Below are 19830 nucleotides of genomic sequence, written 5' to 3'. Positions count from 1 at the left end.
TTTCATTCTCATTGAGGCTTTTTTGAATCTTTAGATAGCCACTTTAACTATTACATTTCATATTTGATTTGAAGATGGATTGATTTATGTAATAGTAAGTGTTTATAATTAATATTAAGTTTTTGAAATTTCTGTCAATTTGAGGGGGCAACGATTATTATGAAAAAACAACTCGAACAATTATCTGCATATCAACCAGGACTATCACCTAGAGCACTCAAAGAAGCATATGGAATTGAAGAAGAGTTATATAAATTAGCATCGAATGAAAACTTATATGGTCCTTCTCCTAAAGCTAAAGAAGCAATAACGAATCATTTAGATGAATTATATTATTATCCTGAAACAGGGTCGCCATTACTTAGAGAGGCGATTAGTCAACATTTAGGTGTGGACGCATCTCGAATTTTATTTGGTGCAGGCTTGGATGAAGTTATCTTAATGATTTCAAGAGCAGTATTAACACCAGGAGATAAAATCGTAACGAGTGAAGCAACGTTTGGACAGTATTATCATAATGCTATTGTAGAGTCTGCTCATGTTGTTCAAGTACCATTAAAGAATGGTGGATTTGATTTAGAAGGTATTTTAAATGAAGTTGATGACGATACTTCACTAGTGTGGTTATGTAATCCTAATAATCCTACTGGTACCTATTTTAATCATGATGAACTTAAAGGATTTTTAGAACGTGTACCAAGTCACGTACCAGTACTCATTGATGAAGCGTACTTTGAATTTGTTACTGCAGACGATTACCCTGATACGTTAAAGTTACAAGAAACATTTGACAATGCATTTTTACTAAGAACTTTTTCAAAAGCTTATGGATTAGCAGGATTACGCGTAGGTTATGTGGTTGCCACTAATGAAGCTATTGAAAAATGGAATATTATTAGACCACCATTCAATGTTACACGTTTATCTGAATATGCTGCAGTAGCTGCATTGGAAGATCAAGACTACTTAAAAGAGATTACTGCAAAAAATGCTAAAGAACGTGCAAAGTTTTATCAAATACCTCAAAGTAAACATTTCTTACCTAGCCAAACTAACTTTGTATTTGTACAAACAAATAAAAGTAAAGAACTGTATGAGGCACTCTTGAAAGTAGGTTGTATTACACGACCATTTCCTACAGGTGTTAGGATTACGGTGGGCTTTCCAGAACAAAATAATAAGATGATTGACGTATTACAACATTTTGAATTTTAAAGTGATATATTAGGTAAGTTAAATCTTTTGTCTGAATCGTCCTTTTGCTATACTTTAGAAATACATTACATTTGAGGAGTAGATTTAATGTCTCGTAAGAAAATTGCTATAGATATGGATGAAGTACTCGCTGATACACTAGGCGCAATAATTGATGGTGTAAATGAAAGAGCTAATTTAGGAATCACAGTAGAATCGCTAAATGGACAAAAATTAAAGCATGTTATTCCAGAACATGACGGATTAGTCACTGAAATACTTAGAGAGCCTGGGTTCTTTAGACATTTAAAGGTTATGCCAAATGCACAAGAAGTTGTAGAGAAGTTAAATGAACATTATGATGTTTATATAGCAACAGCTGCAATGGATGTACCAACATCATTCCATGATAAGTATGAATGGTTGTTAGAACATTTTCCATTTTTAGATCCACAACATTTTGTTTTTTGTGGTCGCAAAAATATTATTAATGCGGACTATTTAATTGATGACAATCCACGTCAACTTGCTATTTTCGAAGGTGAATCTATTATGTATACTGCTGTTCATAATATGAATCATCATGAGTATAAACGTGTAAATGGTTGGAAAGATGTAGAAGCATTATTCCTAAATGATAAATAAAAACAGGAGCTAGCCCTTATCCTAAAATTGTCGTATGGATGAGTGGTTGAGCTCCTGTTTTTACGAGTTCGCTTATTGTTATTATTGGTTATTATTTTGATCAGGGAATGTGAGTAATTTGATGGCATTTGGTAATACTTCAACATTTATAGGTGTCTCTAAAGCAATTTCACCATCAATATCAATTTTCATGTTAGGTTCAGTAGTGAGCCTAATTTGTTTACCAGAGATGTGATCAATGCCTTGTGTAATTTCATTCCAATTCATACTGTCACGCTTTTTAAAGATATCATTTAGGATACTGAAACTTTGATCATCAAAGATAAAAGTATTTAATTGACCATCTTGTGGAGATAAATCAGTTAAAGGAATTCTACTGCCACCAATATTAGGACCATTTGCGATAAGTATCATAGATGTATTACCGGATTTTTCTTCGCCATCAATTGATAGTGTGAAATCAAACTTGCTAGGGTCCATTAATGTTTTAACAGTGGAACCAATATAGCTCAGTTTACCAAAGATGTCTTTAGAACCGTCTTGTACATTTTCAGCATTTTGTACTATTAGGCCTAATCCCACGAAATTAAGTGCATACATATCATTAATTTTCATTACATCATATGTTTGTATATGTGAAGATAATAATTGCTGACTAGCTAATGTATGATTTGGATTGAGGTTTAATGTTTTAGTAAAGTCATTGAATGTGCCACCTGGAATAATGCCAATAGGTAAATCTAAGTCATTCTCCATTACGCCATTGATCAATTCATTAACGGTACCATCGCCACCTAATATGAATAACACGTCTATATCGTCTCCGTATTGTCCATTTTTAATAGATTGGCAATAGCCTTTGATATCCCCTTCATTTTCACTTAATTGAATGGAAAAGTGTTTACACATAGAACTTAGAGACTTTGTCACTTCACCTAGCCCTTGGTAGATATCTTTTAAGCCACTGTGTTCATGATAGAATAACACACCATGATTATATTTTTTTGTCATCGTCTATACCTACTTTCCTTAAGTTCTTGTTTAATATATTTCAATACCCACTTTTATAGGTAATCAATGAAATTTTAGAGTGATTTTTATTATAAACTAAAAAAGCAGTAAGCCGAATTATTTCGACTTACCGCTTACATTGTCATCTATTATCTTATACCTCTCATTGCTTTCACAATTTTTGGTGAGAAGGCTAAAATGACTAATGTAATGACAATTACTGTAGTACCTAAGAATATAAAGTAATTCGTTTGACCTAATGGATCGATTAATTTAACTAATGTACCGTTAAATGATTGAGCTGATGCATTAGTTAATAACCATAAACTCATCATTTGAGCGTTAAAAGCTTTTGGTGCTAACTTAACTGCAGCACTATTACCAGTAGGTGATAAACATAACTCACCAACAACACAAATGATGTATGAAAGAATAACCCAGTTTACTGAGAAATGAGCACTTCCATAAATGTTACCGATTAATCCCATTAAGATATAAGAGATACCAGCCAAACCGGCACCAATGACGAATTTAATAGGTAAACTTGGTTGACGTTTGCCTAATTTTTGCCAAATTAATGAAACAACAGGTGCAAATAATAGGATGAAAAGTGGGTTGATAGATTGGAAAATTGTTTCACCGAAATTCGTTTTCCATCCTAATAGATTTAATTTCATATCTGAATGTTCAATACCATAAATGTTAAGTACATTTGAACCTTGTTCTTGAATAGCCCAGAACACCATACCTAAAATAAATAATGGAATAAAGGCTTTAACTCTTGAACGTTCTACATCCGTAACATCTTTACTTCTAATCATAATTGTAAAGTATGAAACTGGTAATACGATACCAAGTACTAAAACAGTATTACTTACTAAGTTAAATGATAATGTATTCGTTAAGTATGTAACGATAAGTACAACGATAATAATGGCTACAATACCACTAACAATTGCAGTGTATTTTTTCTTTTCATCGGGTGATAGTGGGTTTGTTGGTGTCATACCAACACGACCTAAATTTTTACGGTTAAATAATACGTACCAAACTAAACCTAATGCCATACCAATAGCTGCAATTAAGAATCCGCCATGGAAGTTTTTGACATTTAAAAATTGTTGCAGAATGATAGGTGAAATTAATGCACCAAAGTTTACTGACATATAGAAAATAACGAAACCTGCATCCATACGTGTATCATCTTTAGTATATAATCTACCAACAATATTAGAAATGTTTGGTTTCATCATCCCAGAGCCAATAATAATAAAGAACATTGATGCGAACAATCCAATCATTGCGAACGGCAAACTTAGACAAATATGTCCAATAATGATGAGCACTGCACCAATTAAAGTGGCGCCTCTTGTACCTGTAATTCTGTCAGCAATCCAACCACCTGGAATACATGACATATAGATTAATGCTCCATATACTGACATGATTGACATTGCCGTTGTTCTATCAATACCTAATCCATGATTTGCAATGGAATAGTACATATAGAATAACAACATTGCACGCATGCCATAATAACTGAACCTCTCCCAAAATTCTACGAAGAATAAAACACCTAAACCTCTAGGATGTCCAAAAAATCCTGTTTGTGGAATTTCTTGAACTGCCTGTTCATGGGAATTATTTGCTTTCATATAATCATCCCAACCTTTCTGTTCCCTTAACACTAACGTTATATTGTTTTTTAAAAATTGTACTATTGAAATTAAAAAGTTGCAATAATATTCTAAAAATTATAAATAAGAAAATTCTGTCAATTCCTTCGAATTAATTATATGAAATATTCATATAAAATTGAGACTCATTAATTTAATGAACTATAGTACTAATACATATAAAAATACGCTTTAACTTAATAAAGTGCAAGAGTTTTTTGAAAATTAAATAAAAAACTTTAGCACAATTTGAAATTATCTTTGTAAGATGTTTTCAATGTACTAAAGTTTATAATTGATAATCACTGTAAAATTAGCGATTGTCTATATTTTCAGGATACATATCATGATTCATCATTCTATGCTCCGCCATTTTTTCATATTTTGAATTTGGGCGGCCATAATTTGTATAAGGATCAATGGAGATACCGCCACGTGGTGTGAATTTACCCCATACTTCAATGTAATGAGGATCCATTAAGTCAATTAAATCATTCATAATGATATTCATACAATCCTCATGAAAGTCACCATGGTTTCTAAAGCTAAATAAATATAATTTTAATGATTTAGATTCAACCATTTTAATGTTAGGGATGTATGAAATATAAATTGTTGCGAAATCCGGTTGTCCTGTAATAGGGCATAGTGATGTGAACTCTGGACAATTAAACTTCACAAAGTAATCTCTACCTTGATGTTTATTATCAAATGTTTCTAAAACATCTGGTCTGTAATCGAAGTTATAAGTATTATTTTGGTTACCTAGTAATGTTATATCTTGTAATTCATCATTTTGACGTCCTTGTGCCAAATGAATCACTCCTTATCATATGATTAATTTTGTTGAGTATTAGACTCGCGACGTGCTTTTTCAAACATATAGTAACTTGCACTAATAATGACAACATATCCGATTGTTGATAATAAATCTGGTGTTTCGCCAAATAATATGAAGCCGAATATTGCTGTAAATATAATAGAAGCATAAGTAAAGATAGAAATATCTTTTGCTGCTGCGAAACTATAGGCTAGTGTAATTCCAATTTGACCCACTGCCGCTGATAAACCTGCGCCAAATAAATATAAAACTTGTAATTTGTTCATAGGTTCAAAAGTAACGATTGAAAATGGTATAAGTACAACTACTGAGAATAATGAAAAATAAAATACGATGGTATAAGGTGCTTCTCTAGTACTTAAAGCACGGACACATGTATATGCTGATGCAGCAAATATACCTGAAAGTAGCCCAATTAATGCTGGTATAAACGAAGAAGAAAATTCTGGTTTTACAATAAGTAACATACCTAGTATCGCAACGATCATTGCTGAAATTTGATATTTCCGTACTTTTTCATGTAAAAAGATAAAACATAATAATATGGTCCAGAAGGGGTTTAACTTCATTAATGTATCAGCATCACTCAATACCATATGATCAAGTGCATATATATTGAGTAATACACCTATTAACCCGAGTGTAGACCTTGAGATAAGTAATGGTTGGCTACTTAATTTACCAAACATAGGTTGCTTATATTTAAATATGAAGAATAACGGTATGAACATTGCAACTAAATTTCTTGCTAGAGACTTTTGAAATACAGGTAAATCGCCTGATAATCTGAAGAAGACAGACATAAAGCTAAAGCCTATCGCAGATATTAATATTGCAATTATACCTTTGATTTTAGGATTCAATACTATCGCCTCATTCATAAAAGTTTAACGTTATTATAGTAGCATAAATGATGTTGATATGCATAAATGACTTGAAAAAACGTAGGGGGAAATATATAATAAAAATACGAACACATGTTCTATTCAGCGAGGTTATTCTCTAGTTCCAAATCATTTGTGAGATTTAAAATAATTGTATATAACTGAAAACGATTGCAGTTTAATTTTGATTTTCTATTGATTGTATCCTTTATTTTGACGGGGTTGAGCTAGAATCACGAGCTTACGCTTAATGTATATTTTTTTATAAAAAGCAAGTAATTTTAACTGAAAAATTTTTTTATTTTTATTGATGTAAGACTAAAGGTGTAGTGGTGCATGTTTAGAAGAAAAGACGAACATTTGACATAAAACTTTAACTTTAAATAAGTTTAGGTATTATGTATAATGAAACACAGAATATAGTATCGGTATTGATAAACAGACACAATATATTGTGTCTGCAGCAGATACTAATAAAAGGAATAATCTTAATTTAAATGCAAAATGACACTAGTAATAATAGAATAATCTCTCGTTTACGGTGTTTCCGCACAAAATGTTTACTTATACTATATAGATCTACATTTCAAATCAACCACAATATCTTGTGGTTCAAAATAAAATCTAATATCAAGATAAGGTCATATAGTTTTTATAAACTTTTCTTTTAGTGACTCATTTCATTCTACAACACTATATTTTGTAGGAAGCTTTCCTGTTATGATGGGAGAACTTCTTTTTTAATTGTTTAAAGATTGGTGAAAGAAGGCGATCCAATGAAAGTAGTATATTTCTCATTTTCAGGTAATGTACGCAGATTTATTAAACGTGCTGAAATCGAAAATGTAATGGAAATTACATCAGATAATTGTACGGATCCTATTAATGAACCATATATTTTAGTTACTGGAACAATAGGTTTTGGTGAAGTACCACAACAAGTACAATCATTTCTAGATGTAAATCATTCATATCTTAGAGCGGTAGCTGCCAGTGGTAATAGAAACTGGGGTCAAAATTTTGCTAAAGCAGGGCGCTCTATTTCTGAAGACTATAATGTACCGTTGTTAATGAAGTTTGAAGTGCAAGGCACTAATAAAGACGTTATCGAATTTAAAAACAAGGTGGGTAATTTTAATGAAAACTATGGACGAGAAGAAGTACAATCACATTGAATTAAATAATGAAGTTACAAAACGAAAAGATAATGGTTTTTTCAATTTAGAAAAAGACCAAGAAGCGCTCAAAGTATATTTGGAAGAAATCCACGACAAAACGATTTATTTCGATAGCGAAATTGAACGTTTACACTATCTTGTAGACAATAACTTCTACTTCAATGTATTTGCAAAATATAGTGATTCAGACTTAGTAGAAATCACAGAATATGCCAAGTCAATAAACTTCCAATTTGCTAGTTATATGTCTGCAAGTAAATTTTATAAAGACTATGCACTTAAAACGAATGATAAACAACAATATTTAGAAGATTATAATCAACACGTTGCCATCGTTTCAATGTACTTAGCTAATGGCGACAAAGATCAAGCGAAACAATTTATTTCAGCCATGGTAGAACAACGTTACCAACCTGCAACACCGACATTTTTAAATGCCGGAAGAGCAAGACGTGGTGAACTAGTTTCATGCTTCTTATTAGAAGTAGATGATAGTTTAAATTCTATCAACTTTATTGATTCAACCGCGAAACAATTAAGTAAAATTGGTGGCGGCGTAGCAATTAATTTATCTAAATTACGTGCACGTGGTGAAGCAATTAAAGGTATTAAAGGTGTAGCTAAAGGTGTACTACCTGTTGCTAAATCACTCGAAGGTGGATTTAGTTATGCAGATCAATTAGGCCAAAGACCTGGTGCAGGTGCTGTATATTTAAATATTTTCCACTATGATGTTGAAGAGTTTTTAGATACTAAAAAAGTAAATGCAGATGAAGATTTACGTTTATCAACTATTTCAACTGGATTAATCGTGCCTTCTAAATTCTTTGACCTAGCAAAAGAAGGTAAAGACTTCTACATGTTTGCACCACACACAGTAAAACAAGAGTACGGTGTGACTTTAGATGATATTGATTTAGAAAAATATTATGATGACATGGTTGCAAACCCTAATGTAGAGAAAAAGAAAAAAGATGCACGTGAAATGTTAAATACCATTGCTCAAACACAATTACAATCTGGTTATCCATATTTAATGTTCAAAGATAATGCGAATAAAGTTCATGCTAATTCAGATATTGGTCAAATTAAAATGAGTAATTTATGTACTGAAATTTTCCAATTACAAGAAACATCTATTATAAATGACTATGGTACAGAAGATGAAATTAAACGAGATATTTCATGTAACTTGGGATCATTGAATATTGTGAATGTCATGGAATCTCAAAAATTTAGAGATTCAGTTCATACAGGTATGGATGCATTAACCGTTGTTAGTGATGAAGCGAATATTCAAAACGCACCTGGTGTAAAAAAAGCTAATAGTGAGTTACATTCTGTAGGACTTGGTGTAATGAATTTACATGGTTATTTAGCCAAAAATAAAATTGGTTATGAGTCAGAAGAAGCTAAAGATTTCGCTAATATTTTCTTTATGATGATGAACTATTATTCAATTGAACGTTCAATGCAAATTGCTAAAGAACGTGGAGAAAAATACCTTGATTTTGATAAATCAGATTATGCAAATGGAAAATATTTCGAATTCTATACTTCACAAGAATTTGAACCACAATTTGAAAAAGTACGCGAATTATTCAAAGGTTTTGAAATTCCAACAGCAGAAGATTGGAAAGCATTACAAAAAGATGTAGAGCAATATGGACTATACCATGCATATCGTTTAGCAATTGCACCAACACAAAGTATTTCTTATGTGCAAAATGCAACAAGCTCAGTAATGCCTATCGTTGATCAAATTGAGCGCCGTACTTATGGTAATGCTGAAACATTTTATCCAATGCCATTTTTATCACCTGAAACAATGTGGTATTATAAATCAGCATTTAATACAGACCAAATGAAATTAATTGATTTAGTTTCAACAATTCAAACGCATGTTGACCAAGGTATTTCAACAATTTTATATGTCAATTCAGAAATTTCTACACGTGAACTTTCTCGATTATATGTATATGCACATCATAAAGGTTTAAAATCTTTATATTACACACGTAATAAATTATTAAGTGTAGAAGAATGTACAAGTTGTGCAATTTAAAACGATAAATAAACATGATACATTAGATATTAAGTATTATTTTTGAAGTGGATTATAGAATATTAATATATAGAAAAGGTTGGGACACTACGTTGACTAGAGTGAGGATAATTAGTTTTCATCAAAGTATTCAACGTAGATGTTCTAACCTTGAAATACATAACCTTAATAAGGATTTTGGTAGTTTAATTAATTATCTATGGCTATCTATCATCTTAATTAAAGGATAGGAGGATTATTATTCATGAAGGCCGTCAATTGGAATACCCAAGAAGATATGACAAATATGTTTTGGCGTCAAAATATCTCTCAAATGTGGGTAGAAACAGAATTTAAAGTATCAAAAGATATAGCAAGTTGGAAAACTTTATCTGAAGCCGAAAAAAATACATTTAAAAAGGCATTAGCTGGTTTAACAGGTTTAGATACGCATCAAGCAGATGATGGTATGCCATTAATCATGCTTCACACAACTGATTTAAGAAAAAAAGCCGTTTATTCGTTTATGGCAATGATGGAACAAATTCATGCTAAAAGTTATTCTCATATTTTTACTACATTATTACCATCTAGTGAAACGAACTATTTATTAGATACATGGGTAATTGAAGAGCCTCATTTAAAATACAAATCAGACAAAATTATCGAAAACTACCATAAATTATGGGGTAAAGAAGCCTCAATTTTTGACCAGTATATTGCTAGAGTATCAAGTGTTTTCTTAGAAACATTCTTATTCTATTCTGGATTCTATTATCCTCTTTATTTAGCTGGTCAAGGCAAGATGACGACATCTGGCGAAATTATTCGTAAAATATTATTAGATGAATCAATACATGGTGTGTTTACAGGTCTAGATGCACAAAGTTTAAGAAATGAACTTTCGGAAAGTGAAAAACAACGTGCGGATCAAGAAATGTATAAATTGTTAAAAGAACTTTATGATAACGAAGTTTCATATACACATCTTTTATACGATGATATTGGTTTAGCTGAAGATGTGCTTAATTATGTTAAATACAATGGCAATAAAGCATTATCAAATCTTGGCTTTGAGCCATATTTTGAAGAACGTGAATTCAATCCAATTATTGAAAATGCTTTAGATACAACAACTAAAAACCATGATTTCTTCTCTGTAAAAGGTGATGGTTATACATTAGCTTTAAATGTTGAAGCATTACGAGATGAAGATTTCATATTTGATGATGAAAAATAATATAGATTTAGCCCTAATTTTACTTTATTTGTGTAGACACAATTAAAGCGAAATTAGGGTTTTTTTTATGTCAGATGAATTTAAAACATAAAAATAATCTTATTTATAACAATATTTATAGATAACCTATTGAAAATGACAAGGAAATTCTGTAACATTTTAATTGATAACGATTATCATTATCGTAAAATCGTTACCAAGGATAACTATTCAAGGAGAAAGTGTTATGAAGTTTTTATTAAAGGGATATGTTTTACTCATCTTTCTCGTTGTGTTTACGATTCTCTCTCTATTTGTCGGTGTTAGCCAAATATCTATTTCCGATATTTTCCATCTTACCGATGATCAATTAAATATCATTTTATCGAGTCGTATTCCTCGAACAGTTAGTATTCTCATATCAGGTAGTACGCTGGCAATAGCCGATTTAATCATGCAACAAATGATGCAAAATAAATTTGTGAGTCCAACAACAGCTGGCACAATGGAATGGGCTAAGTTGGGGATTCTTTTATCACTCATATTATTCCCCAAAGGCCACATACTTATTAAATTAATATTTGCTGTTATTTGTAGCATTGGAGGTACATATTTCTTCGTGAAATTAGTACAACTAATTAAAGTGAAAGATGTCATTTTCATACCGTTATTAGGTATTATGCTTGGAGGTATTGTTTCAAGTTTTACAACATTTATCGCATTGAGAACTAATGCAGTACAAAGTATTGGAAATTGGCTAAATGGAAATTTTGCTATTATTACAAGTGGTCGTTATGAAGTTCTATATTTAAGCATACCGTTTTTATTAATTATATATATATTTGCTAATCATTTTACGATTGCTGGAATGGGCAAAGATTTTAGCCATAACTTAGGTGTGAATTATGAAAAAATTATTAATATCGCATTGTTTATAACTGCAACTATCACTGCACTTGTGGTCGTTACTGTTGGGACTTTACCATTCCTAGGACTCATTGTTCCTAATATCATCTCAATATACCGTGGAGACCATTTAAAACATGCCTTGCCGCATACGATGATGTTAGGCGCTATATTTGTGCTTATTTCAGATATTGTAGGACGTTTAATTGTTTATCCATATGAAATTAACATAGGTCTAACTATAGGTGTGTTTGGAACAATTATATTCCTTATCTTATTGATGAAAGGTAGGGAGAATTATGCTAACTAATCTTAATAAAAAACTCTTTTTACTAGGGTTAATTACATTAATGATAGCGATTTTGTACTTAATTTTAGGCATTGATTTTGAAATATTTGATTATCAAATTCAAAGTCGTTTAAGAAAATTTATCTTAATTATTTTAGTGGGTGGTGCAATCGGTACGTCGGTTGTTATTTTTCAATCGATTACAACTAATCGCTTATTAACGCCTTCCATTATCGGTTTAGATTCAGTCTATTTATTTGTAAAAATATTACCAGTTTTTTTATTAGGTACACAATCTACAATCGTTAATAACGTGTACATTAATTTTATGATTACGTTAATCACGATGGTGTTATTTGCTTTAATTCTATTTCAAGTTTTATTTAAAATGGGTCATTTTTCAGTCTATTTCATCTTATTGGTTGGTGTAATACTTGGTACATTTTTTAGAAGTATTACGGGTTTTATCCAATTAGTGATGGATCCAGAGTCATTTTTAGCTGTTCAAAATACCATGTTCGCTAATTTTGATGCTTCTAATTCTAAACTTGTTGGATTTTCATCTATTTTATTAACCATTTTAATAGTCATAACTTTTGCACTATTACCGTATTTGGATGTGTTATTGCTAGGAAGAGCACAAGCCATCAATTTAGGTGTGAATTATGAAAAAATAACGAGATTAATGCTTATTCTTGTCGCTATTTTAGTGTCTATTTCGACAGCATTAGTTGGTCCAATTACATTTTTAGGATTACTTACTGTCAATTTAGCTCATGAATTCATGAAAACGTATGAACATAAATATATTTTACCTGCCACAATATGTTTTAGCTGGATATGTTTATTTATTGCTCAATGGTTGGTTGAACATCTTTTTGAAGCGACTACAGAAGTAAGTATTATCATTGATCTCATAGGTGGTAGTTACTTTATTTACTTATTAGTTAAAGGGAGAAATGTAAATTGATCCAAATACAAAATTTAAATAAATCAATTCAAAAGAAGTCAATATTAAAAGATATTAATGTCAACATTGAAAAAGGGAAAATAACCTCTTTGATAGGGCCTAATGGTGCAGGAAAAAGTACTTTGCTATCTGCAATTACAAAATTAATGAGTATTGATAGTGGTACAGTCAAAATTGAAGATAAAGACATGTTGCTTTATAAGACGGATGAACTTGCTCAAAAGATTTCAATATTAAAACAAACTAATCATACTGATATGAATATTACAGTAGAGCAATTAGTGAATTTTGGACGATTTCCATATTGTAAAGGCCATCTTAAAAAAGAAGATAAAGCGCAAGTTAGATATGCTTTAGATTTATTACAGTTAAATGAAATTAAAGATAGGAATATTAAAACATTGTCCGGTGGTCAACGTCAGAGAGCATATATCGCTATGACAATTGCACAAAATACAGAATACATTTTGTTAGATGAGCCATTAAATAATTTAGACATGAAGCATTCAGTTCAAATCATGCAGACATTACGTTCATTAGCTCAGAAATTAAATAAAACAATCGTTATTGTATTACACGATATTAATTTTGCGTCATGTTATTCAGATTACATTATTGCATTAAAACATGGCGAACTAGTACGTGCAGGAAAAAATGTGGACGTATTACAAACTGAGGTATTAAGAGAATTATATGAAATGGATGTCAAAGTAGAATCGGTTAATGGACAACGTATATGTTTATATTACGATGAACAAATACTTTCATAAAGTGAACGTTACAACCATTAAGGGAGTGATGCTTATCGTGAATGAATAATTGAGAAATAAGTACCCGTTACTCAGTCAATCGTGAAAATTTACAAAAGGAGTTACTACATAATGAAAAAATCAATTTTAGTCTTAATATTATCTATAGTTTTTATATTAGCAGCATGTGGTAATCAATCTAATAATAGTCAATCAGATTCCAAATCAGAGAAAAATGAATCAAAAGATACTGTTAAAATAGAAAATAACTATGAAGCACAGGGTAAAGAAAAAGATGGCAGTGATGCTAAAAAGGTTAAAGAAACGGTCGAAGTTCCTAAAAACCCTAAAAATGCTGTCGTTTTAGATTATGGTGTATTAAATGATATGAAAGAAATGGGTCTTTCAAGTAAAGTTAAAGCATTACCAAAAGGCGAAGGTGGAAAATCCCTACCGGATTTCTTAGAAGATTTTAAATCAGATAAATATATAAACACTGGTAATTTAAAACAAGTTAATTTTGATAAAGTGGCTAAAGCAAAACCAGAAGTGATTTTCATTTCAGGTAGAACAGCTAATCAGAAAAATTTAGATGAATTTAAAAAAGCTGCACCAAAAGCAAAAATCGTATATATGGGTGCGGATAATAAAAATGTTATCAATTCTATGAAAGACAATACTGAAAAATTAGGTAAAATCTACGACAAGGAAGACAAAGCTAAAGATTTAACTAAAAAATTAGATAACAAAGTAGAAGCAATGAAAGATAAAACTTCTAAATTTGATCAGAAAGCCATGTATCTATTAGTCAATGAAGGTGAATTATCTACATTTGGTCCAGGTTCAAGATTTGGTGGATTAGTATTTGATACATTAGGATTTAAACCGGTTGATAAAGATGTAAGTAAAGGGCCACATGGTCAGAATGTTAATAATGAATATATTAACAAGAATAACCCTGATGTGATTTTAGCTATGGATAGAGGGCAAATTGTGGCAAATAATGCAACAGCTAAGAAGACATTAAACAATAAAGTATTGAAAAATGTTAAAGCTGTAAAAGACCATAAAATTTATGAACTTGATCCAAAACTTTGGTATTTCTCATCTGGTTCAACAACTACAACAATGAAACAAATTGATGAATTAGAAAAAGTAGTAAAATAAATAAAGAAAGCGCTAAAGGCATTAAATCATATGCTTTTAGCGCTTTTACTTTATATATTAAATTTCAAAATATAGATGGTAATGAAATTTGCATCTATGATTGAAGTGTGATTGACATCTTGGACAAGATTCTACCATCATGTATTCATTGATTGACATCTGATGTTTACAAACACCGCACATAACGACTCGTTGGTCGAATTCATCTACACTCCAACGTTGAATAGGGTGTGCTTCATGTTTATTATGACACTGATAACAAGGATAATATTTATCACAACATTTAAATTTAATAGCGATAATATCTAAAAAGGAGTGATAATGTATGCACCTTGTTTCATTATCAATCATTGAACCATAGACCTTAGTCATTGAAACAAACCTCCGATATTAATCATTAATCAGCGTCTGGATGTTCGCCAATGATACGTACTTCAGTGTTTAACTCTACATCAAATTTATCTTTAACTGTTTGTTGTACAAAATGGATTAAGTCTTCATAGTCTGTCGCAGTACCATTATCCACGTTGACCATAAATCCAGCATGTTTAGTAGAAACTTCTACACCACCAATACGATGGCCTTGTAGATCAGAATCTTGAATCAATTTACCCGCGAAGTGACCTGGTGGTCTTTGGAAAACACTACCGCATGAAGGATACTCAAGAGGTTGCTTAGATTCACGACGTTCAGTTAAGTCATCCATTTTCGCTTGAATCTCTTTTAAATTGCCTGGTTCTAGTGTGAAGGCTGCTTCTAAAACGACCAGATGTTTTTTCTGTACAATACTATTTCTATAATCTAGTTCTAATTCTTGCGTAGTTAATTTGATTAAATCTCCATTTTCATTAACGCATAACGCATAATCAATACAATCCTTAACTTCACCACCATAAGCACCGGCGTTCATGAATACGGCACCACCGATAGATCCAGGAATACCACATGCAAATTCTAATCCTGTGAGTGCATAATCTCTTGCAACACGTGAGACATCAATAATAGCTGCACCACTGCCAGCAATAATGGCATCATCTGACACTTCGATATGTTTAAGTGATAACAAGCTTAATACGATACCTCTAATACCGCCTTCCCGGATAATAATATTCGAACCATTTCCTAGATATGTGACAGGAATATTATGTTGGTTTGCATATTTTACAATGGCTTGTACTTCTTCATTTTTAGTAGGTGATAGGTAAAAATCTGCTTTACCACCAGTTTCAGTATAAGTATATTTTTTTAGGGGTTCATCTACTTCGATAATGTCGTTTGGAATAATTTCTTGCAAACCTTTTAAAATGTCGTTTTTATTCACTATCCGTACGTCCTTTCTATAATCAATGCTAACAATTTTATTATATCAATTTTAGTTGTTATTTGCGAAATATGAAGATATTTAACACTAAGATAATTGATTCCTGATGTATATAATGCATTGTTCTTTTAATTCTAAATATATGTTATATAATTAGAATGCATAATTCATTTAATTTCGATTTACAACGTAGAGATTGATACTAGAACTAACTTTATTAATGTCTTTATACATATTTATCCTTGGTGACTATATTGTTTATAAATTTTTTCGAAAATAGATTGTTTTTGATTTTCGTATTGTCTTATTGAATCAATATGCTGCAATAGTTGTCCTTTTTTAGTGGCAAATTGATTAGCGATATCCTGATGATGACTTAATATGTCATCGACTTTTTGATATTGTTCAAATAAAGGTGTATCTAACTGAATGATATGTAAGCGTACTTCTTGCTTTAAGTCTTTAAGATTATTAAACTTAGCCATCATGACTTTCTTTTTATAAGAATGATGTAGACGATAAAATCCAGCATAATTTAATCGTTTTTCGTCTAGAGCCGTAATATCATGTAAATTATCTACGCCTATAAGTATGTCAAGAATAGGTTCTGTATCATAATTGAAATGTCGAGTACCACCAATATGTTGCGTATATTTAACCGGTGAATCTAGTAAGTTGAATAATAATGTACGCGTTTCTTGATACAGCGTGTCGAAATAGTCATTATTTTGATATTTAATAAGGGGTTGAACATGACCGTACATAGTTTTTCTCCTTTATGTTGAATTAATAAGGTATAAAGTCTGAGATACTATAACATAATTCATTTTCTTAATAAATACGTTTTTATATAATGTTCTATGGTAAGGGGTGCAAATATGAAAAAAATAGTAATTATCCCAATGATATTTTTACTTATTGTTGCTTTAACAGCATGTAGTAATAAAACAGATTCTGATTTAAGTCATTTCGAAAGTAAATTAGATGAAGTTAATAATAAACAAGATAAGCTTGAAAAAGTGATGGATGAGATCAATCTAAAAGAATTGGATCATTTAAGTAAGACAGATACAACTGATAAAAATAGAAAGAAATTTATTCAACTTCAAGATGATATAAATAAACAATTGATCCCTGCATTTAAAGAATATGAAAAATCAGCGAAGCAATTACCTGCTGAAACACATGATGTAAAAGTGTTAAAAGCAAAATACCTTAAAACAGTAAAAACAAAGAAAAAGTCGATATATGATGTGAAAAAATTTGTGGATTTATGTAACGATTCAATCAAAGATAATGAAGATATTTTAGATTACACAAAGTTATTTGAAAAAAATCGTTCACAAGTTGAAAAGAAAATCAAAAATGCATCGAACCAAGAAGATGCTAATCAGTTAACTTCAAAATTGGAAAGTAATAATAAAGATTTAAAAGAGACAGCTCAAAAGCATCTAGATACATCATCAAGTAATGCGAAATCAGCGAAGAAAGCAATCAAAAATTATATTTCTCCATTAATTGAAAAACAAATTAAAGATATCAATCAAACGAATATATCAGATAAAAATGTTAATGATGCACGTAAAAATGCGATTGAGATGTACTATAGTTTGCAAAATTACTATGACACTCGTATCGATACAATAGAAGTTGGCGAAAAAATTTCTAAAATTAATGTCGATAAGTTACCAAAAGAGGGTAAAGATATAGATAGGAAAGATAAGGCGTTTAATTCGGAATTAAAAAAGGTTAAACAAAAAAACGATTAATTTTGATTAGAATTAAATAAATTAAAAAACCATGGTTAACATTGCTAAGTAAAATGTGTATAATTGTACCCACTGATATAATTTTCGGGATATGAATATCACGCATATGCTCAGAAAATGTGATAAATACTTTTAGAGGTGAATAGAATGGCTATAAAGCTGAGTTCGATTGACCAGTTTGAACAAGTGTTAGAAGAAAATAAATATGTTTTTGTTTTAAAACATAGCGAAACTTGTCCAATTTCTGCAAATGCGTATGATCAGTTTAATAAATTTTTATATGAACGCGATATGGACGGTTACTATTTAATAGTACAACAGGAGCGCAAATTATCGGACTACATTGCTGAAAAGACAAATGTCAAACATGAATCACCACAAGCATTTTACTTTATAGATGGTGAAATGAAATGGAATGCGTCACACAGTGACATCAATGTTTCGTCATTAGCGCAAGCAGAAGAATAATGAATAACTAACAAATGAATAAAGAACATAAATGTTATATCACTTATTTTATGTTCAATTAAATGAGGAAAGTCATTTTATTACGCTATTCGTAATAAAATGGCTTTTTTAATAGTGATTGTAAAAAGGAGAAGTTAATCGTTTATGCTTTAATTGAGAATAGTATATAATAGACCAATATTCATATTACTCATAGTTTAATAAAGATTATGATAGTGTTTATCATGAAATCATGCACATTCACATGTATAATATGTTAGTGTACAACACAAATAGATTATTGAATATGTAAAAAATGTAAGATTAATAATAAAAGTTAAATTGTATTGAAAGCACAATATTATATAAAAACAAGGTGGTTAAGACAATGAAAGTTTTAGTAGCCATGGACGAATTTAATGGCATTATTTCAAGCTATCAAGCAAATAGATATGTCGAAGAAGCGGTTGCTAGTCAAATTGAAAAGGCCGATATTGTTCAAGTTCCATTATTTAATGGACGACATGAATTAATGGATTCAGTCTTTTTATGGCAGTCGGGAAGTAAGTATCGAGTTGCTGCCCATGATGCAGACATGAATGAAGTAGAAGCAATTTATGGTCAAACAGATAGTGGTATGACCATTATTGAAGGTAATTTATTCTTAAATGGACAAAAACCTATCCAAGAAAGAACGAGTTATGGTTTAGGCGAAATACTACATGCTGCGTTAGATAATGATGCTAAACATATTATCATCTCCCTTGGTGGTATCGGAAGTTTCGATGGCGGTGCAGGAATGCTTCAAGCCTTAGGTGCAAAGTTCTATGATGATGAGGCAAATCTTGTTGATGTGACTAAGGGTGCGCATGTTATTAAATATATTCGACGTTTAGATTTTTCTGGTATCCATCCGAAGTTAGCTGAAGCAAATATTCAAGTAATGTCAGATTTTTCAAGTCGTTTATATGGTAAACAAAGTGAAATCATGCAAATGTATCCAATGTTAGGTATGACACAAAATGAAGCGGCAGAAATTGACAATTTAGTTTGGTACTTTAGTGAATTATTCAAGAGTGAATTACGAGTAACGATTGGTCCTATCGAGCGTGGTGGTGCTGGTGGCGGAATAGCTGCAGTTTTAAAAGGTTTATATCAAGCGGAAATCTTAACAAGTCATGAACTTGTGGATCAAATTACACACCTGGAAGATTTAGTTCAACAAGCAGATTTAATTATATTTGGTGAAGGTTTAAATGAACGTGATCAATTATTAGAAACGACGACATTGCGTATTGCAGATTTAACAGAAAAACACCATAAGACATCTATAGCGATTTGTGCTACAGATGATAAATTCGATTTGTTTGAAGGTAAGGGCGTAACGGCTATGTTCAATACATTCATAGATATGCCTGAATCATATACAGACTTTAAAATGGGTCTACAAATCAGACATTATACAGTTCAAGCATTAAAATTATTGAAAACACAATTCGATGTGAATAAATAATGATAGA

The 19830-nt window shown here is 30.9% G+C and carries 19 protein-coding genes; 12 read left to right on the top strand and 7 right to left on the bottom strand.

Going from position 1 to position 19830, the window contains the following annotated elements; translation table 11 throughout:
• The first annotated feature begins 159 nt into the window (after positions 1-159).
• Positions 160-1215, top strand: a complete 1056-nt coding sequence (hisC, locus tag P7F85_RS10030; protein WP_002465527.1) for a histidinol-phosphate transaminase — start codon at positions 160-162, stop codon at positions 1213-1215.
• 87 nt (positions 1216-1302) lie between these two features.
• Positions 1303-1839, top strand: coding sequence for a 5' nucleotidase, NT5C type (locus P7F85_RS10025; RefSeq protein WP_015365285.1), 537 nt, complete (start codon positions 1303-1305; stop codon positions 1837-1839).
• Between the two features lie 81 nt (positions 1840-1920).
• On the opposite strand, the gene P7F85_RS10020 is transcribed toward P7F85_RS10025, so the two are convergent.
• The 4 genes from P7F85_RS10020 to P7F85_RS10005 all read right to left on the bottom strand — a co-directional run bounded on the left by P7F85_RS10020 (position 1921) and on the right by P7F85_RS10005 (position 6230).
• Complete coding sequence (locus tag P7F85_RS10020) at positions 1921-2850, bottom strand: diacylglycerol/lipid kinase family protein (protein WP_002465526.1); 930 nt, start codon at positions 2848-2850, stop codon at positions 1921-1923.
• Between the two features lie 149 nt (positions 2851-2999).
• Positions 3000-4505 (bottom strand): peptide MFS transporter, encoded by a 1506-nt coding sequence (locus P7F85_RS10015; protein WP_046464288.1) that lies wholly within the window; start codon positions 4503-4505, stop codon positions 3000-3002.
• 334 nt (positions 4506-4839) lie between these two features.
• Positions 4840-5340, bottom strand: a complete 501-nt coding sequence (queF, locus tag P7F85_RS10010) for a preQ(1) synthase (RefSeq protein ID WP_015365282.1) — start codon at positions 5338-5340, stop codon at positions 4840-4842.
• A gap of 23 nt (positions 5341-5363) precedes the next feature.
• Complete coding sequence (locus P7F85_RS10005; protein ID WP_046464289.1) at positions 5364-6230, bottom strand: DMT family transporter; 867 nt, start codon at positions 6228-6230, stop codon at positions 5364-5366.
• A gap of 797 nt (positions 6231-7027) precedes the next feature.
• Here P7F85_RS10005 and nrdI point away from each other — a divergent pair.
• The 7 genes from nrdI (at position 7028) to P7F85_RS09970 (ending at position 14773) form a co-directional block, all read left to right on the top strand.
• Complete coding sequence (nrdI, locus tag P7F85_RS10000) at positions 7028-7426, top strand: class Ib ribonucleoside-diphosphate reductase assembly flavoprotein NrdI (RefSeq protein ID WP_002467572.1); 399 nt, start codon at positions 7028-7030, stop codon at positions 7424-7426.
• Positions 7389-9494, top strand: a complete 2106-nt coding sequence (gene nrdE / locus P7F85_RS09995; protein ID WP_002467571.1) for a class 1b ribonucleoside-diphosphate reductase subunit alpha — start codon at positions 7389-7391, stop codon at positions 9492-9494. The genes nrdI and nrdE overlap by 38 nt, the downstream gene beginning before the upstream one ends.
• 244 nt (positions 9495-9738) lie before the next feature.
• Positions 9739-10713 (top strand): class 1b ribonucleoside-diphosphate reductase subunit beta, encoded by a 975-nt coding sequence (nrdF, locus tag P7F85_RS09990; RefSeq protein WP_002450939.1) that lies wholly within the window; start codon positions 9739-9741, stop codon positions 10711-10713.
• A gap of 226 nt (positions 10714-10939) precedes the next feature.
• Complete coding sequence (locus P7F85_RS09985; protein WP_046464290.1) at positions 10940-11908, top strand: ABC transporter permease; 969 nt, start codon at positions 10940-10942, stop codon at positions 11906-11908.
• Positions 11898-12857 carry an iron chelate uptake ABC transporter family permease subunit gene (locus P7F85_RS09980; protein WP_002467015.1) on the top strand — a complete coding sequence of 320 codons (960 nt, stop codon included), beginning with the start codon at positions 11898-11900 and terminating at the stop codon, positions 12855-12857. The genes P7F85_RS09985 and P7F85_RS09980 overlap by 11 nt, the downstream gene beginning before the upstream one ends.
• On the top strand, positions 12854-13627 hold the full coding sequence (locus tag P7F85_RS09975) for an iron ABC transporter ATP-binding protein (protein WP_002467009.1): 774 nt from the start codon (positions 12854-12856) through the stop codon (positions 13625-13627). The genes P7F85_RS09980 and P7F85_RS09975 overlap by 4 nt, the downstream gene beginning before the upstream one ends.
• 111 nt (positions 13628-13738) lie before the next feature.
• Positions 13739-14773, top strand: a complete 1035-nt coding sequence (locus P7F85_RS09970; protein ID WP_002467006.1) for a ferrated catecholamine ABC transporter substrate-binding lipoprotein SstD — start codon at positions 13739-13741, stop codon at positions 14771-14773.
• 57 nt (positions 14774-14830) lie between these two features.
• On the opposite strand, the gene P7F85_RS09965 is transcribed toward P7F85_RS09970, so the two are convergent.
• The 3 genes from P7F85_RS09965 to P7F85_RS09955 all read right to left on the bottom strand — a co-directional run bounded on the left by P7F85_RS09965 (position 14831) and on the right by P7F85_RS09955 (position 16858).
• Positions 14831-15145 (bottom strand): CHY zinc finger protein, encoded by a 315-nt coding sequence (locus P7F85_RS09965; protein ID WP_046464291.1) that lies wholly within the window; start codon positions 15143-15145, stop codon positions 14831-14833.
• 25 nt (positions 15146-15170) lie between these two features.
• Complete coding sequence (gene murB, locus P7F85_RS09960) at positions 15171-16097, bottom strand: UDP-N-acetylmuramate dehydrogenase (protein WP_026088896.1); 927 nt, start codon at positions 16095-16097, stop codon at positions 15171-15173.
• Positions 16098-16330: 233 nt separating this feature from the next.
• On the bottom strand, positions 16331-16858 hold the full coding sequence (locus P7F85_RS09955; RefSeq protein ID WP_002467004.1) for a GrpB family protein: 528 nt from the start codon (positions 16856-16858) through the stop codon (positions 16331-16333).
• Between the two features lie 114 nt (positions 16859-16972).
• Between P7F85_RS09955 and P7F85_RS09950 the strand changes: the two genes are divergently transcribed.
• From P7F85_RS09950 to P7F85_RS09940, 3 genes are all read left to right on the top strand, one after another.
• Complete coding sequence (locus tag P7F85_RS09950; protein WP_270251357.1) at positions 16973-17863, top strand: EMYY motif lipoprotein; 891 nt, start codon at positions 16973-16975, stop codon at positions 17861-17863.
• A gap of 147 nt (positions 17864-18010) precedes the next feature.
• Positions 18011-18331: a bacillithiol system redox-active protein YtxJ gene (ytxJ, locus tag P7F85_RS09945; RefSeq protein WP_002450931.1), complete on the top strand. Its 321-nt coding sequence runs from the start codon at positions 18011-18013 to the stop codon at positions 18329-18331.
• A 367-nt stretch (positions 18332-18698) separates the two neighbouring features.
• Complete coding sequence (locus P7F85_RS09940; RefSeq protein ID WP_002467013.1) at positions 18699-19823, top strand: glycerate kinase; 1125 nt, start codon at positions 18699-18701, stop codon at positions 19821-19823.
• The last annotated feature ends 7 nt before the right edge of the window (positions 19824-19830 follow it).

Source organism: Staphylococcus sp. aM, from assembly GCF_052975125.1.
The sequence above is the reverse complement of the archived record's forward strand: the minus strand, read 5'-3'. Positions and strand labels throughout refer to the sequence as shown.

Excerpts from the sequence above, each read along its gene's own strand:
- hisC (WP_002465527.1), top strand. The coding sequence starts at position 160 with ATGAAAAAACAACTCGAACAATTATCTGCATATCAACCAGGACTATCA.
- P7F85_RS10025 (WP_015365285.1), top strand. The coding sequence starts at position 1,303 with ATGTCTCGTAAGAAAATTGCTATAGATATGGATGAAGTACTCGCTGAT.
- P7F85_RS10020 (WP_002465526.1), bottom strand. The coding sequence starts at position 2,850 with ATGACAAAAAAATATAATCATGGTGTGTTATTCTATCATGAACACAGT.
- P7F85_RS10015 (WP_046464288.1), bottom strand. The coding sequence starts at position 4,505 with ATGAAAGCAAATAATTCCCATGAACAGGCAGTTCAAGAAATTCCACAA.
- nrdI (WP_002467572.1), top strand. The coding sequence starts at position 7,028 with ATGAAAGTAGTATATTTCTCATTTTCAGGTAATGTACGCAGATTTATT.
- nrdE (WP_002467571.1), top strand. The coding sequence starts at position 7,389 with ATGAAAACTATGGACGAGAAGAAGTACAATCACATTGAATTAAATAAT.
- nrdF (WP_002450939.1), top strand. The coding sequence starts at position 9,739 with ATGAAGGCCGTCAATTGGAATACCCAAGAAGATATGACAAATATGTTT.
- P7F85_RS09985 (WP_046464290.1), top strand. The coding sequence starts at position 10,940 with ATGAAGTTTTTATTAAAGGGATATGTTTTACTCATCTTTCTCGTTGTG.
- P7F85_RS09980 (WP_002467015.1), top strand. The coding sequence starts at position 11,898 with ATGCTAACTAATCTTAATAAAAAACTCTTTTTACTAGGGTTAATTACA.
- P7F85_RS09970 (WP_002467006.1), top strand. The coding sequence starts at position 13,739 with ATGAAAAAATCAATTTTAGTCTTAATATTATCTATAGTTTTTATATTA.
- P7F85_RS09965 (WP_046464291.1), bottom strand. The coding sequence starts at position 15,145 with ATGACTAAGGTCTATGGTTCAATGATTGATAATGAAACAAGGTGCATA.
- P7F85_RS09955 (WP_002467004.1), bottom strand. The coding sequence starts at position 16,858 with ATGTACGGTCATGTTCAACCCCTTATTAAATATCAAAATAATGACTAT.
- P7F85_RS09950 (WP_270251357.1), top strand. The coding sequence starts at position 16,973 with ATGAAAAAAATAGTAATTATCCCAATGATATTTTTACTTATTGTTGCT.
- ytxJ (WP_002450931.1), top strand. The coding sequence starts at position 18,011 with ATGGCTATAAAGCTGAGTTCGATTGACCAGTTTGAACAAGTGTTAGAA.
- P7F85_RS09940 (WP_002467013.1), top strand. The coding sequence starts at position 18,699 with ATGAAAGTTTTAGTAGCCATGGACGAATTTAATGGCATTATTTCAAGC.